A 21,186-nucleotide genomic window follows, 5' to 3' on the forward strand; every position below is an offset into this window, starting at 1 on the left:
CCAGGATCAGTGATAGCGCGCCAGGTGAGAGAACACCTGCGGCAGGGAGTGTTCCAGCTGGGCCAGCAGCTCTCCGGCCGCATCGGCATCTTCCTCACGACAGGCGAGCTCCAGCGCCAGCACCTGCCGATAGCTGGGTTCTGCGCCATAACTGCCGCAGGAGGACTTCATGCTATGGGCAAGTCGAGCCAGGGCGGACCAGTCCCGCTGTTCATACAGCGGCCTGAGCTGGGCGAGCTGCTCACCCACCTCCTCGACAAACACTGAAATGACCACGGGCATCATCTCCTGACCGATGTCTTCCGCCAGTTGCCGCAGCACCTTCTGATCCAGCCACTCCATCTTCCCATTCCTTTGATGGTATCCAAACAGACCACAATATAGTCGATCATGAAACCGGCTGTCATCCGGGCTTCACACCGCGGTCAACCCAAGCCGCCCGGGGGCCTCACCATAATGTGAACCAGCTCAAGTTATCGAGATGCCGACACGGCGAGATGAAAATTAATGTTGCAACAAAATTAACAATAAAATAACAATGCAAGCCATGAGAATGATGCGACTCAGCAACACCTCTCTCATCCCTTTTTGCCTGTATGGCTGCTGCGAAGAACCAGGGTAGGATTCTACCCTGGTATTTTTTTATTCAGACGTCTGAGGCCTCAGGGCCTTGCCATGCACCAGTTCCCCCAGCCGGAACAGACAAGACTCCCCGGCGGCCATCTTCACCCAGTTTTCATTGCCGGTCAGCGGCCTCGTCGCGATCAGGGTCACCACGTCGTTGGGGGTGGTCTCGCTCTGAAAATCGATGGCCACGTCCTCATCGAGCAGACGCGCCTCCCCGAAGGGGGCTCTGCGGGTCAGCCAGTAGAGGTTGTTGCTGCAATAGGTCATCACAAACTCCCCGTCCGACAGCAGCATGTTGAACACCCCCAGGGTGCGCAACTCGTCGCACAGGGTCGCCAGGTAGCGGAACATGGCGGGAAAATTGGCAGGAGATCTGGGGTATTTCTGTTCCAGCTTGCCGAGCAACCAGCAGAAGGCGTGCTCGCTATCTGTATCCCCCACCGGACGGTGACGCCCGGTCGGCAGCTTCTTGTAACCCGTCAGCTGACCGTTGTGGGCGAAGGTCCAGTAACGCCCCCAGAGCTCCCGGGTGAAGGGATGGGTGTTCTCCAGGGAGACGCAGCCCCGGTTGGCCTGCCGGATGTGGCTGACCACGGCGCGGCTCTTGATGGGCAGCGCCTGCACCAGCTTGGCGATGGGGGACTGGGCACTGGGCTCGGGATCCTTGAAGGTGCGAAAACCGCGCCCCTCGTAGAAGGTGATCCCCCAGCCATCCTTGTGAGGCCCCGTCTTGCCGCCTCTCAGCATCAGCCCGGTAAAGCTGAAGCAGATGTCGGTCGGCACATTGGCACTCATGCCGAGCAGTTCACACATATCCCCTCCACTGCCTGGATCCATTGCGTTTTTTCTAGCGATCTCCGCAGATGAGGAACGACACGGTCGGTCGATGCCGCTTCGTCGTTCCTCATCCTGAGAGGGGCTCTTACTTGGCCATCTCTTTTTCGACCAGCTGGATCAGGATGTGTATCACCTTGATGTGCACTTCCTGAATGCGGTCCGCATAACCGAAATGGGGCACCCGGATCTCCACGTCCGCGAGGCCGGCCATCTTGCCGCCGTCCTTGCCGGTCAGGGCGATCACCTTCATGCCCTTGGCACGGGCAGCCTCGATGGCTTTGAGGATGTTGCCGGAGTTGCCGCTGGTGGAGATGCCAAGCAGCACGTCGCCGCGGCGACCGACCGCTTCCACGTAGCGGGAGAAGACATAGTCGTAGCCAAAGTCATTGGAGACGCAGGAGAGGTGGCTCGGATCCGAGATGGCGATGCCGGCATAACCCGGGCGGTTCTCCCGGTAACGACCAGTCAGTTCCTCGGCGAAGTGCATGGCATCACAGTGGGAACCACCATTACCGCAAGAAAGCACCTTGCCTTCCTGCTTGAAGGAGTCGGCCAGCAGCTTGGCGGCGGCCTCGATATTCTTCAGGTTCTGCTCATCGGCCAGGAACGCCTGGAGCACGCTGGCAGCTTCGGTCAATTCATTGCGGATAAGTTCTTGGTACATGGGTCTGATGTCTCTTTGTATCGTCCAACATAGGGTCGCCCCATTGTCGCACAAGCTGATCACGCCGTCGCCCCCTGCCCCGGCAAGGGCGCAGGAAACGGCTCCCGTTAGCTGGCTCACAGCCTGGAGGTAACCAAGTTGTAAACAGCTTGATAATTTTGTGCCCATGAATTACAACAGAGGCCACATCCAACAGGTCAGACCTCTGGATCAGTTCAATCAAACTTGGCAACTCATTCAAGGAGCGAAAAATGACGACGACCCTCACTCTGCTCGGAGTGATCCTGGTGATCGGCGCCATGGCTTATCGCCGGGCGTCCCTGTTCACCGCCACCCTTGCCACGGCCCTGGCCCTGGTTATCGGCGCCTTCTATGGCCATGTCCCCTTGCTGGTGTGGGTACTGTTCGCCGTGATCGCCATCCCCCTCAACCTGGTGGAGTTTCGCCGCAATCAGCTGACCAAGCCCCTGTTCAAGATCTACAAATCCATCATGCCGGAGATGTCCCGCACCGAGAAGGAAGCCATCGAGGCGGGCACCACCTGGTGGGAGGCCGACCTCTTTGCCGGCAATCCGAACTGGAAGAAGCTGCACGCCATCCCGGTCGCCACCCTCAGCGCAGAGGAGCAGGCCTTCATGGACGGTCCGGTGGAGGAAGTGTGCCGCATGGTCAACGACTGGGAAGTGACCCACGAGCGTGCGGATCTCTCCCCCGAGGTGTGGCAGTACCTGAAGGACCACAAGTTCTTCGCCATGATCATCAAGAAAAAATACGGCGGGCTGGAATTCTCCGCCTATGCCCAGTCCTGCGTACTGCAAAAGCTGTGCGGCGCCAGCGCCGTGCTCGCCTCCACCGTGGGCGTACCCAACTCCCTCGGCCCGGGTGAGCTGCTGCAGCACTATGGCACCGAGGAGCAGAAGGACCACTACCTGCCTCGTCTGGCCATAGGCAAGGAGATCCCCTGCTTCGCCCTGACCAGCCCGGAGGCGGGTTCTGATGCTGGCTCCATCCCCGACTTTGGCATCGTCTGCAAGGGCGAGTGGGAAGGGGAAGAGGTGCTCGGCATGCGCCTGACCTGGAACAAGCGCTACATCACCCTGGCCCCCATCGCCACCGTGCTCGGCCTCGCGTTCAAGCTACGCGACCCGGATCACCTGCTTGGTGAGGAAGAGGAGCTCGGCATCACCTGCGCCCTGATCCCGACCCACATAGCTGGCGTCGAAATAGGCCGCCGCCACTTCCCCCTCAACGTGCCGTTCCAGAACGGTCCGACCCGCGGCGAGGACGTGTTCGTGCCGCTGGACTTCATCATCGGCGGCCCCGCCATGGCCGGCCAGGGCTGGCGCATGCTGGTGGAGTGCCTCTCCGTCGGCCGCGGCATCACCCTGCCCTCCAACAGCACGGGTGGCGTCAAGATGCTGGCCCTGGCCACCGGCGCCTACAGCCGCATCCGCCGCCAGTTCAAGCTGCCCATCGGCAAGATGGAAGGGATCGAGGAGCCGCTGGCCCGCCTGGGTGGCAACGCCTACATCATGGGGGCCGCCGCCAAGCTGACGGTCACCGGCATCGATCTGGGGGAGAAACCCTCGGTCATCTCCGCCATCGTCAAGTACCACCTCACTGACCGTGCCCAGAAGTGCATCATAGACGCCATGGACGTGCACGGCGGCAAGGCCATCTGCATGGGGCCGAACAACTACCTTGCCCGCGGTTATCAGGGCGCCCCCATCGCCGTCACGGTAGAAGGGGCCAACATCCTGACCCGCAGCATGATCATCTACGGTCAGGGTGCCATCCGCTGCCATCCCTATGTGCTGCCGGAGATGCTGGCCGCCAGCCACCCGGATCAGGAAGTGGCGCTCAAGGCGTTCGACAAGGCGGTGTTCAGCCACGTGGGCTTCGCCATCAGCAACCTGGTGCGCAGCTTCTGGCTGGGCCTGACCGGTGCCCGCTTCGCCGCGGCGCCGTACAAGGATCAGACCAAGGGTTACTACCAGCAGCTCTCCCGGCTGTCTGCCAACCTGGCCTTCCTGTCCGACATGGCCATGGGTACCCTGGGGGGCGAGCTCAAGCGCAAGGAGCGGGTCTCCGCCCGCCTGGGCGACGTGCTGAGCCAGCTCTACCTCGCCTCCAGCGCCCTCAAGCGCTTCCAGGACGAGGGTCGCCAGCAGGCGGATCTGCCGCTGCTGCACTGGGCGCTGCAAGACGCCATGTTCAAGGCACAGGAGGCGATCGACGAGCTGCTGCGCAACTTCCCGAATCGCTGGGTTGGCCTGGCCCTGCGCGCCATCGTGCTGCCCCTCGGCCGCGACCTGAAGCGCCCGTCCGACAAGCTGGACCAGCAGGTTGCCCGGCTGCTGCAGACACCGAGCGCCACCCGCGACCGTCTGGCCGAGGGTCAGTACCTCACCCGCGAGGAGGGCAACCCCTTCGGCCTGCTGGAGCAGGCGCTGGATGACGTGCTTGCCGCAGAGCCCCTGTTCGACAAGATCTGCAAGGCCGAAGGCAGCAAACGCCCCTTCACCCAGCTGGACAAGGTCGCCGACGCGGGCCTCGCACTCGGGATCATCAACCAGGGCGAAGCCGAGCTGCTGCGCCGTGCCGAGCAGAGCCGTCTGCGCACCATCAACGTCGATGACTTCGATCCCGTCGACCTGGTGGCCAACAAGGCACTGTTTGAACCCTCGGCCTATCACAGGGCAGCCTGAACCGACGATTGAACGCCAAAACGCCTCCCTTTGTGGAGGCGTTTTTCATGGTCGGCATGGGGGATAAAAAAGAGAGGGAAGCTGGATCATATTTTGTTTATCAAGCCGTTTCCTATCCTTGGTGAAGCGGTTAAGGTAACCACAGAACCCAAGACAGGATTGCATAATGGATGATCAAATCCTGATTATTGACGATGACGATCTGGACCAACCCAGCAGCCGGCTTCCCGGCTGGAAGGTGATGATAGTGGACGATGAGCCCGAGGTGCATCGCATCACCAAGATCACCCTGAGCAAATTTGAGTTTGACGGCAAGCCCATCGACTTCTTGCATGCCTATTCCGCCGCCGAGGCCAAAGCCCTGCTCGCCAGTACCCCGGATGTCGCCCTCTTGTTGCTGGATGTGGTCATGGAGGCCGATCACGCCGGCCTGGAGGTGGTGAAATTCGTGCGGGGCGAGCTGCACAACAAGATGGTGCGCATCGTGCTGCGCACCGGCCAGCCCGGTCAGGCGCCGGAAGATGACGTCGTCGCCAATTACGATATCAACGATTACAAGGACAAGACCGAGCTCACCTCCCAGAAGTTGCGCACCCTGCTGCGAGCCAGCCTGCGCTCCTATCGGGACATCCGCACCCTGGAGAGCAACCGCCAGGGGTTGGAGAAGGTGATCGAAGCCTCCAAGGGGATCTTCGAGCAGCGGGCCCTGCGCCAGTTCGTCGAGGGTGCCCAGACCCAGCTCAGCGCCCTGCTCAATCTGGAAGAGTCCCAGATCTACGACGTGAAGCATCTGGCCTACGAGGTGCGGGATCAGGTGCTGGAACCTCTCCTCAGCGACGGACCCGCCCTGCGTCTGAGCGAGGCGCCCGCCATACTGCGTCACGCCATGACCAAGGGCGCCAACGTCTACGACGGCAACCAGCTGGTGCTCTACTGCCAGAATGCCCGCCACCACCTCTTGTTCCACATCGAGACCAGCCGCCCCCTCAACCAGATGGACACCGGCCTGCTGAGCCTGTTCACCGAGAACATCATAGTGGCGCTGGAGAACATCCGGCTCAACGAGGTGATCGGCGACAACCAGCGGGAGATCATCTACCGCATCGGCGAGCTGGTGGAGACCCGATCCAAGGAGTCCGGCCTTCACGTCAAGCGGGTGGCGCTCTACACCGAGCTGTTCTGTCAACTGCTCGGCATGCAGGAGGAGCGCTGCGAGCTCATCAAGCGCGCCTCCCCCCTGCACGACATCGGCAAGGTGGGCATCCCCGACGCCATCTTGCACAAGCCGGGCAAGCTCACCCCCGAGGAGTGGGAGATCATGAAGACCCACGCCCAGCTCGGGCAGGACATGCTCTCCGGCAGCGATCTGGCCCTGTTCCAGATAGGCGCCACCATAGCCGGCAGCCACCACGAGAAATGGAACGGCAGCGGCTACCCCAACGGGCTCGGCGGCGAAGCCATCCCGCTGGAGGGGCGCATCGTGGCCCTGGCCGACGTGTTCGACGCCCTGGGGTCGGATCGCTGCTACAAGAAAGCCTGGCCGCAGGAGAAGGTGCTCGCTCTTATTGAATCCGAGCGGGGCCAGCACTTCGATCCCCAGCTGGTGGATCTGATGCTGACCAACCTGGACAAGTTCCTCGACATCCGGGATCAGTACAAGGACATCTACGTCGGGGAACATTGAGACCTGCTGAAACGCGCAATGAAAAAGCCGCCCGATGGGCGGCTTTTTCACAGGCGGGCATCACTGCTGCGGCAGGTTCAGATCCAGCTTGGGCACAGGGGGAGCAGCTGCCTCGCTCTGCGCCTTCTGCGCCGCCATCGCCTTGTGCAGGGTACGGCGTTTTTGCAGCAGGAGGAAACCTGCGCCTCCCAGCAGAAGCAGGCATGCGGCGCCGCCCCCCAGGGCCCAGGGCAGCCAGGGGCGACTCTCCCGCTCCTCGAACTTCACCGGCTTGGGCGCCGGGGCGGCGGAGGGCGTGGGGGCCAGCACCGGCAAGATGTTGAACGACTTGGCAGGCAGTTGCAGCTGGATCTCGCGCCCGAGGCGCGTCGTACCAAACAGGGTGGCCTCCACCTTGTACTGGCCCACCTCTTTAAGTGCAGATAGATCGATGCGTACGTCGGGGCCGCTCGCCACGGCATTGAACACCTGGCGATCCCCGGCGGTGCTCGCCGCCTTGCCCTGGATGACCACGGAGGCCGGATCCAGCTCCTCACCATCGATGTGCAGGACGATGCTGGCCCCCGCCTCGTCCGAGGGAGGTGTCAGGGTATAGCTCAGCGGCATGGGATAGAGCAGCACCTGCTGTGACTGGGCACGGGTGAACACCTGATTGCCCGTGCTGTAGAGCGCGCGGTACTTGCCCGCCGGCACATCCAGCACGGCCTCGGCGGTCAGGGTGCCATCCCTTGGTCGCTCATCGAGCCCCTTGCCGTCATCGCGATAGTGTCCCAGGGTCTGCTCCAGCACGGGTTCGCCACTCTGACTGTCGTCGCCAAATTGCTGCAGCCGCACCGTCATGCCGAGATCCGTGAGGTAGTAGCCGGCATCGGGGGCCTCGCCATCGATCAGCAGGCGGGACTGCAACTTGACGCGCTCCCCCTGATAGAGACGGGCCGGCAGCGGCTCGCTCTCGAGCCGGATGTCGGTCAACAGGCGCACCCGGTTGTCCGGATCCACCGCCCCTATGGCCTGCCAGGGACCCGGCATGGGGTCGCGCACCGTGATGAGATCCTGATCCGGCAGCGCCAGCCAACCCACGTCGGGAGGGGTGACCTTGCCCACATAGAGCTTGCTGCCATCTGGCCGCACCAGGATCACCGAGGGGGTATCCGGCTGGCGCTTGATGATGAAGGTGATCTCCTTCACCCCGTAATCGATGCGAAACCGGTTGTCGAGCAAGGGGATGTCGGAGGGGGCAAACACCTCGTTGGCCATCAATCCGCACGAAGCCAGCAACAGCAGGCCCCCCCAGAACTTGCTCATTGCCGCCACAGGCAGGCTCCCCCCTTCTTTTGCACCAGATCGAGGCGCGACTCATGGGTCGCGACCACCTCGTCGCTGGCGCGGATCACCCGCAAGGGGGCCCTATCGTCCGCCAGCCGTCGAATGCTGGTGTCCTGATTGCTGTCGCTCTCACTGCTCTCGCTGGCCAGATTGAGCTTGGTCTGGCCACCCGTCATCAGCAGGTAGACGTCTGCCAGGATCTCCGCATCCAGCAAGGCCCCGTGCAGGGTTCGGTGGGAGTTGTCGATGCCGTAGCGATCGCACAGGACGTCCAGGTTGTTGCGCTTGCCGGGGAAGAGATCCCGCGCCATCGCCAGGGTATCCGTGATGCCACAGATATCGGCGGTCTTGAAACTGAGGCCGAGCTTGCTGAACTCGTAGTCCATGAAGCTCACGTCGAAGGGCGCGTTGTGGGCGATGAGCTCGGCGCCGCGAATGAACTCGATGAAGTCGTCCGCTATCTGGCTGAACGCGGGCTTGTCCGCCAGGAAGGCATCCGTGATGCCGTGTACCGCGATGGCCTCGGGGTCCACCAGGCGGTCCGGCTTGATGTAGACATGGAAATGGTTGCCGGTCAGCTTGCGGTTGATCACCTCCACACAGCCGATCTCGATGATGCGGTGGCCGAGGTAGACGGGACCGCCTGCCGTGTTCATACCTGTGGTTTCAGTATCCAGAATGATCTGGCGATTCAGTTGGGGTGTGCTCATGATCCAATCTATGTCAAACTTCAGCTTTGCTCGCTAGTTTACCCCAAGGCTCATGTTAAAACAGATTGATTTATATACGGATGGTTCCTGCCTCGGCAACCCGGGCCCCGGCGGCTATGGCGCCGTCATGGTCTATGGCAAGCATCGCAAGGAGCTGGCGGGGGGTTATCGCCTCACCACCAACAACCGGATGGAGCTGATGGCGGCCATCATGGGACTGCGTGCCCTCAACGAACCCTGCCAGGTCAGGCTCACCACCGACAGCCAGTATGTGCGCCAGGGGATCACTCAGTGGATCATCGGCTGGAAGAAGAAAGGCTGGATGACCGCCAACCGTCAGCCGGTCAAGAACGTCGACCTCTGGCAGGCGCTGGATGCGGAAGTGGCGCGCCATCAGATCGAATGGCTCTGGGTCAAGGGCCACTCCGGCCACCCGGAGAACGAACGCTGCGACGAGCTGGCCCGGGATGCGGCGAGCGGCAAACAGCTCGCCGAAGACACCGGCTATCAGCCCTGAGCATCAGGGTGAAGATCCCCTGCCACGACTCGGCCTGAGTTTATCCCCCCTGACGCGCCATGCCCGGTGCCGCCATCGAATTTGGCAGGCGCCAGCGCCTGCGCACCGGGGTGATGGGGAAACGCCGCTTGCGGGCGGCGATCACGTAGACCGAGGCCAGCGGGCGGCAATAATCCCGCCCCAGACTCTCCCGCCACCAGGCCACCCGGCTCTGCCTGCCCATGAAGGAGAAGCCGAAACGCTCGTCGAACATCACCTCGCACCCCAGCAGTTGCAACCAGTCCGTTACCCGGGTCGGGGTAAACATGCGCGCCGACCAGGGCAGGTGCTGGCGCATGAAGGGCACATAGTGGCCGAGGCCCACCAGGCTCATCGGGTTATAGCCGCTGACGATGAGCCAGCCGTCGTCGGTCAGCACCCGTTCGGCTTCGCGCAGCACCTGATGGGGATCCTGGGAGAAATCGAGACAATGGGCGAGCAGACAGGCATCCACGCTGGCACTGCGTACCGGCAGGGCGAGGGGATCCCCCACTATGTCCAACACCCGCCCCTCGGGGGCTATGCCAATCTGGTGGCGGATGGAGGAGTTGCCGCAGGAGAGTTCGGCGCTCAGGGCGCCAATCTTCAGCAGATGATAGCCAAACAGATGCGGGCACCAGTTATCGAGGCGCTCCTGCAGCTCGGCGGCCACCCAGTCACCCATGGGCAGCATCGACCAGCTGGTCGGGATCGCGATCTGTTGTTCGGTACGAGCCAGCTGCATAATGGGACCAATCCGGGGTTCGAATGCCATCCTGTTATATAAGATCCCTTCCACAAAGAGAACACTAAGAGACACCGACCCATGTATACCGTCATCACAATTCCCGCCTTCAGCGACAATTACATCTGGTTGATCCGACACGAGAATCGCTGTCTGGTGGTCGATCCGGGCGAGGCGGCCCCCGTGCTGGCACGGCTCGAGGCCCTGGGGCTAGAGCTCGACGCCATCCTGCTGACCCATCACCACAAGGATCATGTGGGGGGTGTGGGCGAGCTGCTCGGCCAGTTCCCCCTCGCCCGCCTCTATGGCCCCAGGCACGACCCCATGCCGGATCATCAGGGCCAGTGGCTCGAAGATGGCGACCGGATCGACTGGCATGGCCTGAGTCTCGAGGTCATGCACGTACCCGGCCATACCCTGGGCCACATCGCCTATCACGGCAACGGCATGCTGTTTTGCGGCGACACCCTCTTCTCCGCCGGCTGCGGTCGTCTGTTCGAAGGCACCCCTGCCCAGATGTATGCCTCCTTGCAGCGATTCGCGGCCCTGCCCGACGACACCCTCCTCTATTGTGCCCATGAATACACCCTCTCCAACCTGCGTTTCGCCCACGCGGTGGAGCCGGACAACCTGGCGATCCAGCGCCAGATCGGACTGATCAGCAAGCTGCGCCAGCAGGGCCTGCCGAGTCTCCCCTCCCGTCTGGGGGATGAGCGTCATTTCAACGTATTTATGCGCTGCGAGCAGGACTCGGTGAAATTTTCTGCTGAAAAATACGCCCTGAAATGCTTGGAAAATCCGGAGGATACCTTCGCCGTCCTGCGTCGCTGGAAGGACGTTTTTTGAACAAACCTTGATCAGGGGGCCATTGCCCCTTATGATGCGGGCTGTTTTTCCAATATGACCTGAGCGAGATGAAGCTACGAACGGCCTTATTGGCGGCGCTGTTTCTCAGCGGCTGTCAAAACCTGAGCCATCAGGATGACCGGGCGGTAACGGCAATCGAGCCGATCAAATCCCCCCAAGTCAACAAGAAAACGTACAAGAAACACTCTTCCCGATTGCTGTTCGGTGACGAACAGATAGAAGAGCTGGATGACACTGATAACCTGTGGGTGCGTATCAGCGATGATATGCAGCTGGACTCGCACGATAATGCCCGAGTCCGCCAACAGCGTGATTGGTTACTGCGTAATGATAAGCATATGGCGACCATTGCCAGCCGGGCTGAGCCCTACCTGTATCTGATGGTAGAGGAAATCGAACGGCGTGAGCTGCCAATGGAGCTTATTACCATCCCCATGATCGAGAGCATGTTCGATCCCAATGCCCGCTCCCGCAGCAATGCGGTCGGTCTTTGGCAGTTCGTTCCTGCGACCGGCAAGAACTTTGGCCTGCGCCACGACAACTGGTATGACGGTCGTCGCGATGTGATCGCGTCCACCAACGCCGCACTGGACTATCTGGAGTACCTGAACCGTTTCTTCGACGGCGACTGGCTGCAGACCCTGGCGGCCTACAATGCCGGTGAAGGCCGGGTGCGCAACGCCATCATCCGCAACCAGAAGGCCGGTCGACCGACCGACTACTGGTCCCTGGACTTGCCCCGCGAGACCCGGATGTATGTGCCCAAGATCCTGGCCATGGCTGACATGATCCGCAACGCGGACAAATACAATGTCACCCTGCCGATGCTGGCCAACAAGCCGCAACTGCGCACCATCAACACAGGTGGCCAGATCGATCTGAACGTGGCAGCGCAACTGGCGGGGGTTTCGGCCTCCCAGCTGAAGGCGCTCAATCCCGCGCTCAAGCGCGGCATGACGTCGCCCCGTGGCCCCTACAACCTGTTGGTGCCCGTCGAGTATGCCGACACCCTGGAGCTGGCCCTGGCCGATCTGCCCCAGCGTGAACGCAGCCGTGGTGTGCGCTCCTATCAGGTCACCAGCGGAGATACCCTGTCCCGTATCGCCCAGAATCACGGGGTGAGCGTGCAGCAGCTCAAGCTGGCCAACAACCTGCGCAGCAACAACCTGCGCCGTGGCCAGAGCCTGATCATCCCCAACGGCGGCAAAGCCATGGTGAGTCAGGCCGCCCAGAGCAAGCCGCAGCAGCTCGCCAGCAACGGTGGCAACAAGATCCAGTATCAGGTGCGCTCCGGTGACAACCTGTGGAGCATCAGCCAGGCACACGGGGTCACCCACGCCGATCTGGCCAAGTGGAACGGTCTGAACGCCAAGTCGGCCCTCAAGCCTGGCATGAAGCTGGTGGTCTGGCCCAAGCAGGGCAAGGGCAGCAACAAGTCCATGGTCTATCAGGTGCGTCGCGGAGACTCTCTCTCCTCCATCGCCGCCCGCTTCCAGGTCGCCGTCAACGACGTGATGCGCTGGAATCAGTTGGGCAAGAGCGACTACTTGAAACCGGGTCAGGAGCTGACCCTGTTCGTGAAGAACAACAGCTGATGGATGAAGCCAGATAAAAAATACCCCGCGAGTGCGGGGTATTTTTTTGCCTGCCATCCATCGCCCCCTAGGGCGTGATGGCCTGGGCCGCGAAGCGCGCCATGATGGGGTTGTGATCCGAGGCGTCGGTGGCCGGCGAGCTCACCTCCACCAGATCCAGGTTGCGGTAGTAGAGGTGATCCAGCGGACGGCCGAAGGCGGTACGGCGCAGATCCGGTACCGGGATGGCCTCCTGCAGGCCGAGCTCTCCCACCAGTTTGTTCAGCCAGTATTCCCGCTTGTCGCTCCAGGTGTTGAAATCCCCGGCCAGGATCACGGGCCCCTGATGGCGATGCACTAGGGCCGTCAGATCGTTGATCTGCTCGCGGAAGGTGGCCATGCCGAGCTCGAAGTTGACCGCATGCAGGTTCACCACCAGCACGCCGTCCGGATCCCCCTGCAGGGGATAGAGGCTCACCAGACCGGACTTGGGGATCCGCAGCAGGGGCTCGGGGGAGCGCACGCCGCAGACGAAGGCCTGGGGCGTCTTGGCGACCGTCATCACCCCGAAGGAGACCCCCCCCTGGGTAAAGGCCTGCAGCTGTTGCCACTGGAAGTCGCCTCGCTTCAGCCAATCCAGCATCTCGGGCCGGGTGGCGGACTCTTGCAGCAGCACCAGATCCTGGGACTTGGCATACTCATCCAGCCCTTCTCGCCAGTTTTTACGCTGCCCTTTATAGAGATTCCAGACGGTGATGCCAAATTCTCGAGGCAAAGCGGTGGATGCCAGCGCCACCAACGGTGGCTTATGGCAGCTCATCCCGGGCACTATGCCCGCCGCCGTGACCAGATGATCCTGATCCGGCACCTCGAAACAGCCGACCAATCCCAGCGTCAGCAGGGAGGTCCCCAGAATGCGATAACTATTTTTCATTGGCTAACAACCACCTGCCTCTGCAAGGCGTCACGACCATCACCAATGTCATGAACGCCGACTAGTCTCATTATTCGTGTCCGGCCCGACTCATCCATGAGGGATCCCGCAATGGCGAGACAGCACCAGTACCGCGTGACATTCTACGATCAACAAGGAACTTGTCATCAAGTGGAGCTTTCCACCGTCTACCAGATCAGGCGGGATCCCCAGTGCGATCTCTGCCTGTTCGACACTTTCCAGTGTGTCGGCTCGGAAGAGATGCTGGAGCGCATGATACGGCAAAAAACCGGGCTTGAGCAGGAGATATCCATCATCAGCGCCCGGCTTGCCTGAACCGGATCAGACCGGCACGGGCCGGGATTTCCCCTGATCGTCGATGGCGACGTAGGTGAAGACCCCCTCGGTCACGCAGTAACGCTGGGCCTCGTTCTCCCGCAGCACCGGCTTGACCCAGACCTCCAGTTTCAGCCGCATGGAGCTGCGTCCCACCTTCAGGCAGCGGCCGTAGCAGCACACCACGTCCCCCACCTTGACCGGACTGTGGAAGGTCATGCCCTCGACCGAGACGGTACAGATGCGCCCCTTCGCCAGTTCCTTGGCCATGATGCCCCCACCTATATCCATCTGGGACATGATCCAGCCCCCGAAGATGTCGCCATTGGGGTTGGTATCGGCTGGCATTGCCAGGGTTCTCAGCAACAGCTCCCCATCGGGGTGACGCGTGGTATCGACCATCATTACGGCTCTCTATGATGTGGAGAGAGGGCGCCATGAAGCAGGATGCGACTCACCTGGATGACATCGCCCGGCCCGCATCATGACCGCACACTCACTATGGATGCGGCATGATAGGGGGGGAGCCCGCCCTTGGCAAATCGCAATTGCCTGGGCAGCGAGCACGGGCCTAGCCTATGGGACGCAGCAGATAATATTGAGCCCCATCTTGTTTCAATCTGATTGTGCTGCCGGATCCGCAAACCAGTGGGCGGGATCGGGCCAACGGTAGACGAAGCCGAGCCGCTGACAGATACGCTGCCCCTCGATGGGCGCAAACTCCCCCCTCGGCTCGGTGAACACAGGCGGCGTCAGGCCGAGCAGACGGGACGCGAAGGGGTAGAGTTGCTCTCGGCGCGGGTGAACGGGGGCGCTCAGGTTGTAGGCCTCCCCATCCTGCCCCTTATCCAGCACCAGCAGGCAGGCGACGATGACATCGTCCAGGTGCACCAGGTTCACCGCCTGATCCCCCCCCGCCAGCGTCTTGCCCGCGAGGAAGCGGCCGGGATGCCGCTCCGGGCCGTAGAGACCGGCGGGACGCAGCACCATGGCGCACTCAAACCCGGCCTGCAGCACGGCGTGCTCGGCGGCCAGCATCCGCTCCCCTCGCTCATGGGCCGGATGCGGGGACTCCTCCTCCGTCTGCCCCGGCCCCCACACCGAGGTGGCGCTGATAAACAGCACCCTTTTCGTGCCCGCCGCCAAGGCCAGCTGGCACAGACGGGCCACCGCAGCGAGATAGTCTTCCGTCTTGCTCGGCGGCACGCAGACAACCAGCGCCTGGCTGCGAAATGGCAGGGGCTCGGCCAGCTCGGGGGCGAGCCGCAGGGGGAAGGCGGTGATGCCTTCCGATTGCAGCCGCGCGGCCTTCTCGGCCGAGCTCACCGTCACAGCGACCGAGTGACCCTGCCCCAGCAGCGCCTTCGCCAGCGGCAATCCCAGCCAGCCCGCTCCCACTATTCCCGTCTGATACTCATGCTCTGTTGTCATCGCAAAATCTCGGCAAAAAAAAACGGCCATCCATGATGGCCGTCGAAAGTAACGAAGGAAATAGCCGGATTGACCGGTTACCTCCCACAGCGGGAAAATCGGGAGCGCACGCTCCTAATTCGTGGGGCCTATGCTAGTGGCAGCGCGGGCAAAAAGCTTTGAAGCCGATCACAGTTGAAAAGGATTTCTGAAAGCGCTTTCAATTCGAGGCGAAAAAGTCGGCCCAGTTGGGGCCAACTTTCGCTCAGGCGACGGACTCCCGGCTCACCAGCTCGGCTTCAAACTTCAGGGCTAGCCCTTCGGCCGGCTTGTGATCCAGCAACAGCAGGGCGAGCTCCGCCGCCCGCTCCCCCATCTCCTCGATGGGATAGCGCACCGTGGTGAGCTTGGGATAGATGTAGCGGGCGTAGGGGATGTCGTCGAAGCCCACCACAGAGACCTGCTGGGGGATCTTGTAGCCCCGCTCCAGCAGGCAGGAGATAGCCCCCGCCACCATGGCATCGTTGAAGCCAAGCACGGCGCTGAACTCGACCCCGCGCGCCAGCAGCTCGCTCATGGCCACATAGCCCCCCTTCTCGTCGGCAAAGGCGCGGCCGATGAGGGACTGATCCAGCGCTATACCCGCCCGCTGCAGGGCGAAACGATAACCGGCCATCCGCTGCTGACCGTCTACGAACTCCTCGTCATCCGAGGTGACGAAGGCAATCTTGCGGTGGCCCGCATCCAGCAGGTGCTGACAGGCGGTGGTGATGCCTGCCTGGTTGTCCAGCCAGACGCAGCGATCCTCGCAGCCCGGCACCTGGCGGTTGATGAAGACGATGGGGGTTGAACCCGCCGCCAGCTCGCTCAGCTCCTCATCCGGCAGCGCCTTGCTGTGCAGGATCAGGGCGTCGCACTGGCGCTGCAGCAGGGCCTGGATGGCGTGGCGTTCCCGGGCCGCGTCGTGGTTGCCGGAGACCACTATGGTGAACTTGTTCGCCTTGTCGACCACGCTCTCGATGCCGCGCATCATCTGGGCGAAGAAGGGACCGCCGCAGAGATCCCCCACCAGCACGCCGATGCAGTTGGAACGCTTGCTCACCAGCGCCTGGGCGAAACTGTTGGGGCGGAAACTCAGCTCCTTCATGGCCGCCAGCACGGCCTCACGCTTCTCGGGGGCGACCTGCGCCGTGTTGTTGATAACACGCGACACCGTCGAGATGGACACATTCGCCAGCTGAGAAACGTCTTTGATCGTTGCCACTCTCTAGTCCTTGGTTGAAAAGCCTGTTTGTGTTGTTGATCGGGTCATTATATCGAACCTGCCAGCCCAAGATGGGGTGCCCGATCACCTGGCAGGTTTCCTTTTGTAACAAAACTTAAGGGATGATAACCATTTTGGGGGAACAATGGGAGGCAGCCACCGGGGTGACGGCCTCCTTGCCTCAGTAGGTGTGATTCAGCTCCCGATCGGACATGAAGCGCAGGGGCTGCTGTAGCTTGTGCTGATAGATGAGGTCAAACGAGAGCACGTTCTGCACATAGTTGCGCGTCTCCCGGTAGGGGATGCTCTCCACCCAGACATCCATCGGCTTGTCCGAACTCTGCTCCCGCCAGCGTTTCACCCGGCCAGGCCCCGCATTGTAGGCCGCCGCCGCCAAAATTCGGTTGCCGTCATACACATCCAGCAGCCGCTTGAGATAGGCGCTGCCGAGGCGGATGTTCATGGCCGGATCGAACAGCTGCTGTTCATTGCGATACGGCACCCCCAGCTTGCTGGCGGTCTCCTTCGCGGTGGCCGGCATCAGCTGCATCAGGCCCCGCGCCCCCACCGGCGACTGCGCCAGCGGGTAGAGGGCGCTCTCCTGGCGGGAGATGGCGTAGAGCAGGCTGGTGTTCATGGTCCGCTCCTGGGCCATCTGGGAGAAGGTGCGCTTGAGGGGCAGCGGGAAGCGCAGGTCCAAGGCATCCCAGGCCTCGGCCCGGATGCTGGAGAGGATCGCCAGCTCGTGCCAGCCCTGATTGAGGGCGATGTGACCAAACTCGATGCGCTGGGCCACGCTGTTGCGATCCATGTTGTGGATCCACTCAGAGCGCGCCGCCGTGATCTCGTTCATGGCCAACAGCTCGCGCACCCGCAGCAGGAAGGGCCAGCGGCTGCTCGCCGTGCGCCAGTCCGGCACTTTGTGCCCCGAGCTCTGGTTCTTCATCCGATAGGGCACGCCGGTGCGCTGGGCCGCCATGAAGCCGTAGAAGCCCCGCAGGTTGGCGGTCTCGAGATAGAGATCCCGCGCCGCCTTCTGCTGACCCTGCACCTCGAGGGAACGAGCCATCCAGTAGCGCCAGCGATCCTCCTTCTGGGCCCCCATGGGCATCTTCTTGACCCAGCCTTCAAGCCCGCGCCAGTCCAGCTCCCAGATGGCGAGGCGAGCTCGCAACTCCAGCAGCTCGGCATCCTTGCTGCGCGCCAGAGTCGCATCCAGCCAGCCACGCTGGGCGGTGGATCTGTCCAGCAGCAGGCGACGGGCGGCGGCACGCTCCACGGTCGCGACCTCGCTCTGGCTGAGGCCGAAGCGTCGCTTCATCTCCCCCAGCTGGCGCAGCACCGCCTCGGGTTCCTGATTGGCGTAGCGCGCCAGGCCAAGAGCGAGCAAGTGCCGGGACTGGGGGGCCGTCGTGAAGTAGACGGGGTTCATCGCCCGGGCCGGCTGATCATAGAGGGCGATCATCTGATCCCCATAGGGTTTCAGGCTGCCCCCCAACTGGGCGCCGAGGTGGCGGATGAGATTGGGGTTCTGCGTCTCGAACGCGAGCTGCATGCGTTGCCAGATCTTGTCCTGGGTGCGCAGTCCCGCCTGCTGCCAGAGATCGAACAGGGGATCGCAGGCATCCGGCCTGGATTGCCCGCTCAGCCAGAGTTTACCCGCCTCGCGCAGCGCCTCTTTCTGCTGCCCGGTGTAATAGCGGGCCTGGTAGTGCTGGCAGAGCAGGTCGGTGGAGCTGGGCTTGGCCGGGTAGAAGCGCAGGAATTGGGACCACTGCTGGCTCTGGGCCAGATAGGTGAGATAGGCGCGCTCCAGCCGGTTCGACTGGGGGGTATCCCCATGCTGGCGGATGAAGCGGGTCACGTCGCCATAATCCGCCGCCCCAGGCCGGAAGGCCAGCTGGTAATAATCCAGGTAGGGCAACAGGGGGTAGTGGGTCAGGCGGGCGCGGATCTGCTGGAAACGGGCCTGATCATCGGCGCGCACCGCATCATAAGCCTGACGGTAGAGGGATTGCTCCATGGTTTGTGCCGAAGCCTGCGCCACAAACCCGGATGCGCACAGCGCCGATACTATGATTCCCCAGACGGCTTTCACGAATAGCGTACTCCCTTGAGAGGCAGAGCCACCGCCCGTTGGCGGTGGTGATATGACCCTCATTCTACCCGCTAATCAGGGGGGCGACGCCACACTATTTTTATCGGCAGGAGGGTGCCGTTCGCTGCGGGACAGGCGCTCGATATAACGCTCCAGATAGGGCACGGGCAGCGGCTTGGAGGCGAGGTATCCCTGATAGAAATGACACCCCTGCGCCTGCAGGAATTCCAACTGCTGGCGCGACTCCACCCCCTCCGCCGTCACGTTGAAACCCATGTGACGCGCCATGGCGATCACCGCCTCGACGATGGCCATGTTGTCCCCATCCCTGGGTATGTCCTGGATGAAGGAGCGATCTATCTTGAGCTCGTCCGCCGGCAACCGCTTGAGGTAGCTGAGGGAGGAGTAGCCGGCGCCAAAGTCATCGATGGCAAAGCTGATGCCGAGGGTCTTGAGCTCGGCCATCTTGCTGATGGTGTCTTCCGCATGGCCGAGCACCACGGATTCGGTGATCTCCAGGTTCAGGCTGCCGGGATCCATGCCGGTCGCCGCCAGCACGTCGTGAATACGCTCGACGAAGTCGTGGGCATGGAACTGCTTGGCGCTGACATTGACCGACAGCTGGGGCACGTGGATGCCGCTCTCCTCCCAGGAGACATACTGGGAGCAGGCTTCGTGCAACACCCAGTTGCCGATGTCGACGATGAGATCCGTCTCCTCGGCGATGGGGATGAACTCCCCCGGCGACACCAGGGCACGGCCGGGAGGCTGCCAGCGGATCAGCGCCTCCACCCCGATGAACTCCCCGCCCTCCACCATGTGTTGGGGCTGGTAGTGGAGCGTCAACTCCTGGTTGTTGAGGGCGCTGCGCAGCTCGTTGTGGATGAGCAGGCGCCGGTCGGCCTGCAACTGCATGGAGGCATCGAAGAAGCGCCGGGTCTTGCGCCCCGCCGACTTGGCCTGATACATGGCAGTGTCCGCCTGCTTGAGCAAGTCCCCCGCCTCCTGCTCCCGGCCGGGGAACAGGGTGATGCCGACGCTGGCGCCGATATGCAGCACCTGGCCCCCATGGCTATAGGGGGCGGCAATCTCCCCGATGAGGCGCTCGGCAATCATGTCGGCCTGCATCTCCGCCTGGGGCGGGCTGGCCGAGAGCGATGGCAGCAGCAATACGAACTCGTCACCGCCGAGGCGGGCCAGGCAATCCCCCTGCCGCACCAGGCGCTTGAGGCGGCTGGCCACCTCCTTGAGCAACCAGTCGCCGGTGGCGTGGCCGAGGGAGTCGTTGATGGTCTTGAAGTGATCGAGATCGATGAACAGCAGGGCGCCGACCAGGTGCTCGCGGCTCGCCTCGATGAAGGCCTGGGCCAGGGTCTCATGGAGCTGGCGGCGATTGGGCAGGCCGGTCAGCTCATCGTAGTAGGCGAGATCCTGGATGCGGCGCTCCGCCGCCTTACGCTCAGATATGTCCTCGAAGAAGATGACGTAATGGCTGATCCCCCCCTTGTCGTCCTGCACCGGTGTGACGATCTCCCACTGGGGGTAGGCACGGCCGTCGGCGTGCAGACGCAGGGTTTCCCCCTGCCAGCGCGTGAGGCTGCTGAGCTCGTAGCCAAGCCCCCCCAGACCGGACCAGAGATCATTGCCGAGGTGCTGGCCTATCACCCCCTGGTTGTCGAAACCGGTGATCTGGCTGAAGGCGTGGTTGACCCGCAGGATCTTGAACTCGGGATCCGTGATGATGATCCCTTCGTGGGTTTCGAAGGCAACCGCGGAGAGCCGCAACTGGGCGTCGCTGTGCAGGCGCTCCAGCTCGGCCACCATGCGGGCCGAGAAGAGGGTCAGCACGGCGTCCAGGTTGGCGGTCTGGATCTCGCTCGGGAACAGCAGGGCCAGGTGACCCAGCAGCTGGCCTGCGCGATCCCGCAGCGGCTGGGCATAATAGTACTGTCCGGGCAGGGTACCGGCCCCCTCCATCAGCCGCCCGCTCACCGGCGCGGCGCTGGCGGCGTCCTGCTCATAGAGGTGTTGGCAGGGCATCTGGGCCGGTGAGTACTCCTTGAGCTCTATGCCCTGACTCGCCAGCACCTTGAGCCTGTCCCTGCCCTGATACTCCGTCAGCCAGACCGCGCTGGCCCCCAGAATATGGGCGAGTTCATTGACCAGAGTATGGCAGAAGTCGAGCCCCGTCTTGGCGGAGAGTGCCTGCGCCAGCTGGGCCAGCAAGGGATCTTGGAGCAATGGGGGTTGCGGGGAGAGGGTGGCCGACTGGCCGCTGTCCGGGGGGCGGGACGCCATGTCCAGAGGTGCCACCCAGCCACAGCAGAGACCCTGGGCGGGTACATACTGGCCGCACCAGAGCACGTGGTGCATGGCTCCGTCTTCGTCCTGCAGGTGGCCGATAAACTGCCCGGGTTGATCCGAGTCATGGAGTCTGGAGAGAAACTCGGCGAAGCCGGATTCATCTTCCTGTACCAGCCTTGTGGCCCAAGGGTGGGCCCCCTCCCCCTGCCAGGGCTGACAGGAGAGATGATCGGACAGACTCCATTTCTCGAGTTGCCGATCATAAAACCACATCAGTTGAGTGGCTTGCTGTTTCATTTACGACTCCAACACTACAACCAGCTTACCCGCCCGAACACCTGCGAGCCGGTATCTGTAAACGCATATCTTCACCGGCACACGGCAATCCGCCTGCGGTGGGATGGGATGAATATGGACAAAGATATTCGAGACCAGGGGGCAGAGACCAGAGATCAGGTCGGCACAAGGCGCTGCCAAGGGGGGACAGAAACGATCCTACTTCCGCCATACTGCCTGCCGGTTTCGCTGAGCTCAAGCGGTTTTTGGCACGAAACCGGAAAAGG

Annotated in this window: 19 protein-coding genes; 6 read left to right on the top strand and 13 right to left on the bottom strand. The window is 62.4% G+C overall.

Annotation, left to right across the window (positions count from 1 at the left end):
• Window positions 1-6: 6 nt before the first annotated feature.
• From ACRCYW_RS09620 to lpcA, 3 genes are all read right to left on the bottom strand, one after another.
• Window positions 7-342 carry an Hpt domain-containing protein gene (locus ACRCYW_RS09620; RefSeq protein ID WP_438549898.1) on the bottom strand — a complete coding sequence of 112 codons (336 nt, stop codon included), beginning with the start codon at window positions 340-342 and terminating at the stop codon, window positions 7-9.
• Window positions 343-642: 300 nt separating this feature from the next.
• Window positions 643-1,440: a class II glutamine amidotransferase gene (locus ACRCYW_RS09625; RefSeq protein ID WP_438549899.1), complete on the bottom strand. Its 798-nt coding sequence runs from the start codon at window positions 1,438-1,440 to the stop codon at window positions 643-645.
• 109 nt (window positions 1,441-1,549) lie between these two features.
• The gene (gene lpcA, locus ACRCYW_RS09630; RefSeq protein WP_039038837.1) at window positions 1,550-2,128 is read right to left on the bottom strand and encodes a D-sedoheptulose 7-phosphate isomerase; all 579 of its coding nucleotides are present in this window, start codon (window positions 2,126-2,128) and stop codon (window positions 1,550-1,552) included.
• Between the two features lie 251 nt (window positions 2,129-2,379).
• On the opposite strand from lpcA, the gene fadE reads away from it, so the two are divergent.
• Both fadE and ACRCYW_RS09640 read left to right on the top strand, forming a co-directional pair.
• The gene (fadE, locus tag ACRCYW_RS09635; RefSeq protein WP_438549900.1) at window positions 2,380-4,836 is read left to right on the top strand and encodes an acyl-CoA dehydrogenase FadE; all 2,457 of its coding nucleotides are present in this window, start codon (window positions 2,380-2,382) and stop codon (window positions 4,834-4,836) included.
• 166 nt (window positions 4,837-5,002) lie between these two features.
• Window positions 5,003-6,520: an HD domain-containing phosphohydrolase gene (locus ACRCYW_RS09640; protein WP_438549901.1), complete on the top strand. Its 1,518-nt coding sequence runs from the start codon at window positions 5,003-5,005 to the stop codon at window positions 6,518-6,520.
• A 60-nt stretch (window positions 6,521-6,580) separates the two neighbouring features.
• Here the strand turns inward: ACRCYW_RS09640 and ACRCYW_RS09645 are convergent, their stop codons facing one another.
• Both ACRCYW_RS09645 and dnaQ read right to left on the bottom strand, forming a co-directional pair.
• Window positions 6,581-7,825, bottom strand: coding sequence for a TIGR03503 family protein (locus ACRCYW_RS09645; RefSeq protein ID WP_438549902.1), 1,245 nt, complete (start codon window positions 7,823-7,825; stop codon window positions 6,581-6,583).
• Complete coding sequence (gene dnaQ / locus ACRCYW_RS09650) at window positions 7,822-8,556, bottom strand: DNA polymerase III subunit epsilon (RefSeq protein ID WP_438549903.1); 735 nt, start codon at window positions 8,554-8,556, stop codon at window positions 7,822-7,824. The genes ACRCYW_RS09645 and dnaQ overlap by 4 nt, the downstream gene beginning before the upstream one ends.
• 52 nt (window positions 8,557-8,608) lie before the next feature.
• On the opposite strand from dnaQ, the gene rnhA reads away from it, so the two are divergent.
• Complete coding sequence (gene rnhA / locus ACRCYW_RS09655; RefSeq protein ID WP_438549904.1) at window positions 8,609-9,073, top strand: ribonuclease HI; 465 nt, start codon at window positions 8,609-8,611, stop codon at window positions 9,071-9,073.
• 40 nt (window positions 9,074-9,113) lie between these two features.
• Here rnhA and ACRCYW_RS09660 read toward each other — a convergent pair whose 3' ends face one another.
• The gene (locus ACRCYW_RS09660; protein WP_438549905.1) at window positions 9,114-9,836 is read right to left on the bottom strand and encodes a methyltransferase domain-containing protein; all 723 of its coding nucleotides are present in this window, start codon (window positions 9,834-9,836) and stop codon (window positions 9,114-9,116) included.
• Between the two features lie 81 nt (window positions 9,837-9,917).
• Between ACRCYW_RS09660 and gloB the strand changes: the two genes are divergently transcribed.
• Window positions 9,918-10,682 carry a hydroxyacylglutathione hydrolase gene (gloB, locus tag ACRCYW_RS09665; protein ID WP_438549906.1) on the top strand — a complete coding sequence of 255 codons (765 nt, stop codon included), beginning with the start codon at window positions 9,918-9,920 and terminating at the stop codon, window positions 10,680-10,682.
• Window positions 10,683-10,768: 86 nt separating this feature from the next.
• Here the strand turns inward: gloB and ACRCYW_RS09670 are convergent, their stop codons facing one another.
• Entirely contained in the window at window positions 10,769-10,987 is a 219-nt protein-coding gene (locus tag ACRCYW_RS09670; RefSeq protein ID WP_438549907.1) for a hypothetical protein, read from the bottom strand.
• 54 nt (window positions 10,988-11,041) lie between these two features.
• On the opposite strand from ACRCYW_RS09670, the gene ACRCYW_RS09675 reads away from it, so the two are divergent.
• On the top strand, window positions 11,042-12,298 hold the full coding sequence (locus ACRCYW_RS09675) for a LysM peptidoglycan-binding domain-containing protein (protein ID WP_438549908.1): 1,257 nt from the start codon (window positions 11,042-11,044) through the stop codon (window positions 12,296-12,298).
• A 67-nt stretch (window positions 12,299-12,365) separates the two neighbouring features.
• Here the strand turns inward: ACRCYW_RS09675 and ACRCYW_RS09680 are convergent, their stop codons facing one another.
• On the bottom strand, window positions 12,366-13,211 hold the full coding sequence (locus ACRCYW_RS09680; RefSeq protein ID WP_438549909.1) for an endonuclease/exonuclease/phosphatase family protein: 846 nt from the start codon (window positions 13,209-13,211) through the stop codon (window positions 12,366-12,368).
• A 111-nt stretch (window positions 13,212-13,322) separates the two neighbouring features.
• Between ACRCYW_RS09680 and ACRCYW_RS09685 the strand changes: the two genes are divergently transcribed.
• The gene (locus ACRCYW_RS09685) at window positions 13,323-13,547 is read left to right on the top strand and encodes a hypothetical protein (protein ID WP_438549910.1); all 225 of its coding nucleotides are present in this window, start codon (window positions 13,323-13,325) and stop codon (window positions 13,545-13,547) included.
• A 6-nt stretch (window positions 13,548-13,553) separates the two neighbouring features.
• On the opposite strand, the gene yciA is transcribed toward ACRCYW_RS09685, so the two are convergent.
• The 5 genes from yciA to ACRCYW_RS09710 form a co-directional block, all read right to left on the bottom strand.
• Window positions 13,554-13,952: an acyl-CoA thioester hydrolase YciA gene (gene yciA / locus ACRCYW_RS09690; RefSeq protein ID WP_438549911.1), complete on the bottom strand. Its 399-nt coding sequence runs from the start codon at window positions 13,950-13,952 to the stop codon at window positions 13,554-13,556.
• Window positions 13,953-14,162: 210 nt separating this feature from the next.
• Window positions 14,163-14,978 (bottom strand): NAD-dependent epimerase/dehydratase family protein, encoded by an 816-nt coding sequence (locus ACRCYW_RS09695; RefSeq protein WP_438549912.1) that lies wholly within the window; start codon window positions 14,976-14,978, stop codon window positions 14,163-14,165.
• Window positions 14,979-15,222: 244 nt separating this feature from the next.
• Window positions 15,223-16,221, bottom strand: coding sequence for a LacI family DNA-binding transcriptional regulator (locus tag ACRCYW_RS09700; RefSeq protein ID WP_438549913.1), 999 nt, complete (start codon window positions 16,219-16,221; stop codon window positions 15,223-15,225).
• Between the two features lie 181 nt (window positions 16,222-16,402).
• The gene (locus tag ACRCYW_RS09705; RefSeq protein WP_438549914.1) at window positions 16,403-18,319 is read right to left on the bottom strand and encodes a transglycosylase SLT domain-containing protein; all 1,917 of its coding nucleotides are present in this window, start codon (window positions 18,317-18,319) and stop codon (window positions 16,403-16,405) included.
• A 75-nt stretch (window positions 18,320-18,394) separates the two neighbouring features.
• Window positions 18,395-20,920, bottom strand: coding sequence for a putative bifunctional diguanylate cyclase/phosphodiesterase (locus ACRCYW_RS09710; protein WP_438549915.1), 2,526 nt, complete (start codon window positions 20,918-20,920; stop codon window positions 18,395-18,397).
• Window positions 20,921-21,186: the final 266 nt, after the last annotated feature.

The sequence above is a fragment of the Aeromonas sp. genome (assembly GCF_051657805.1).
GTDB lineage: Bacteria > Pseudomonadota > Gammaproteobacteria > Enterobacterales > Aeromonadaceae > Aeromonas.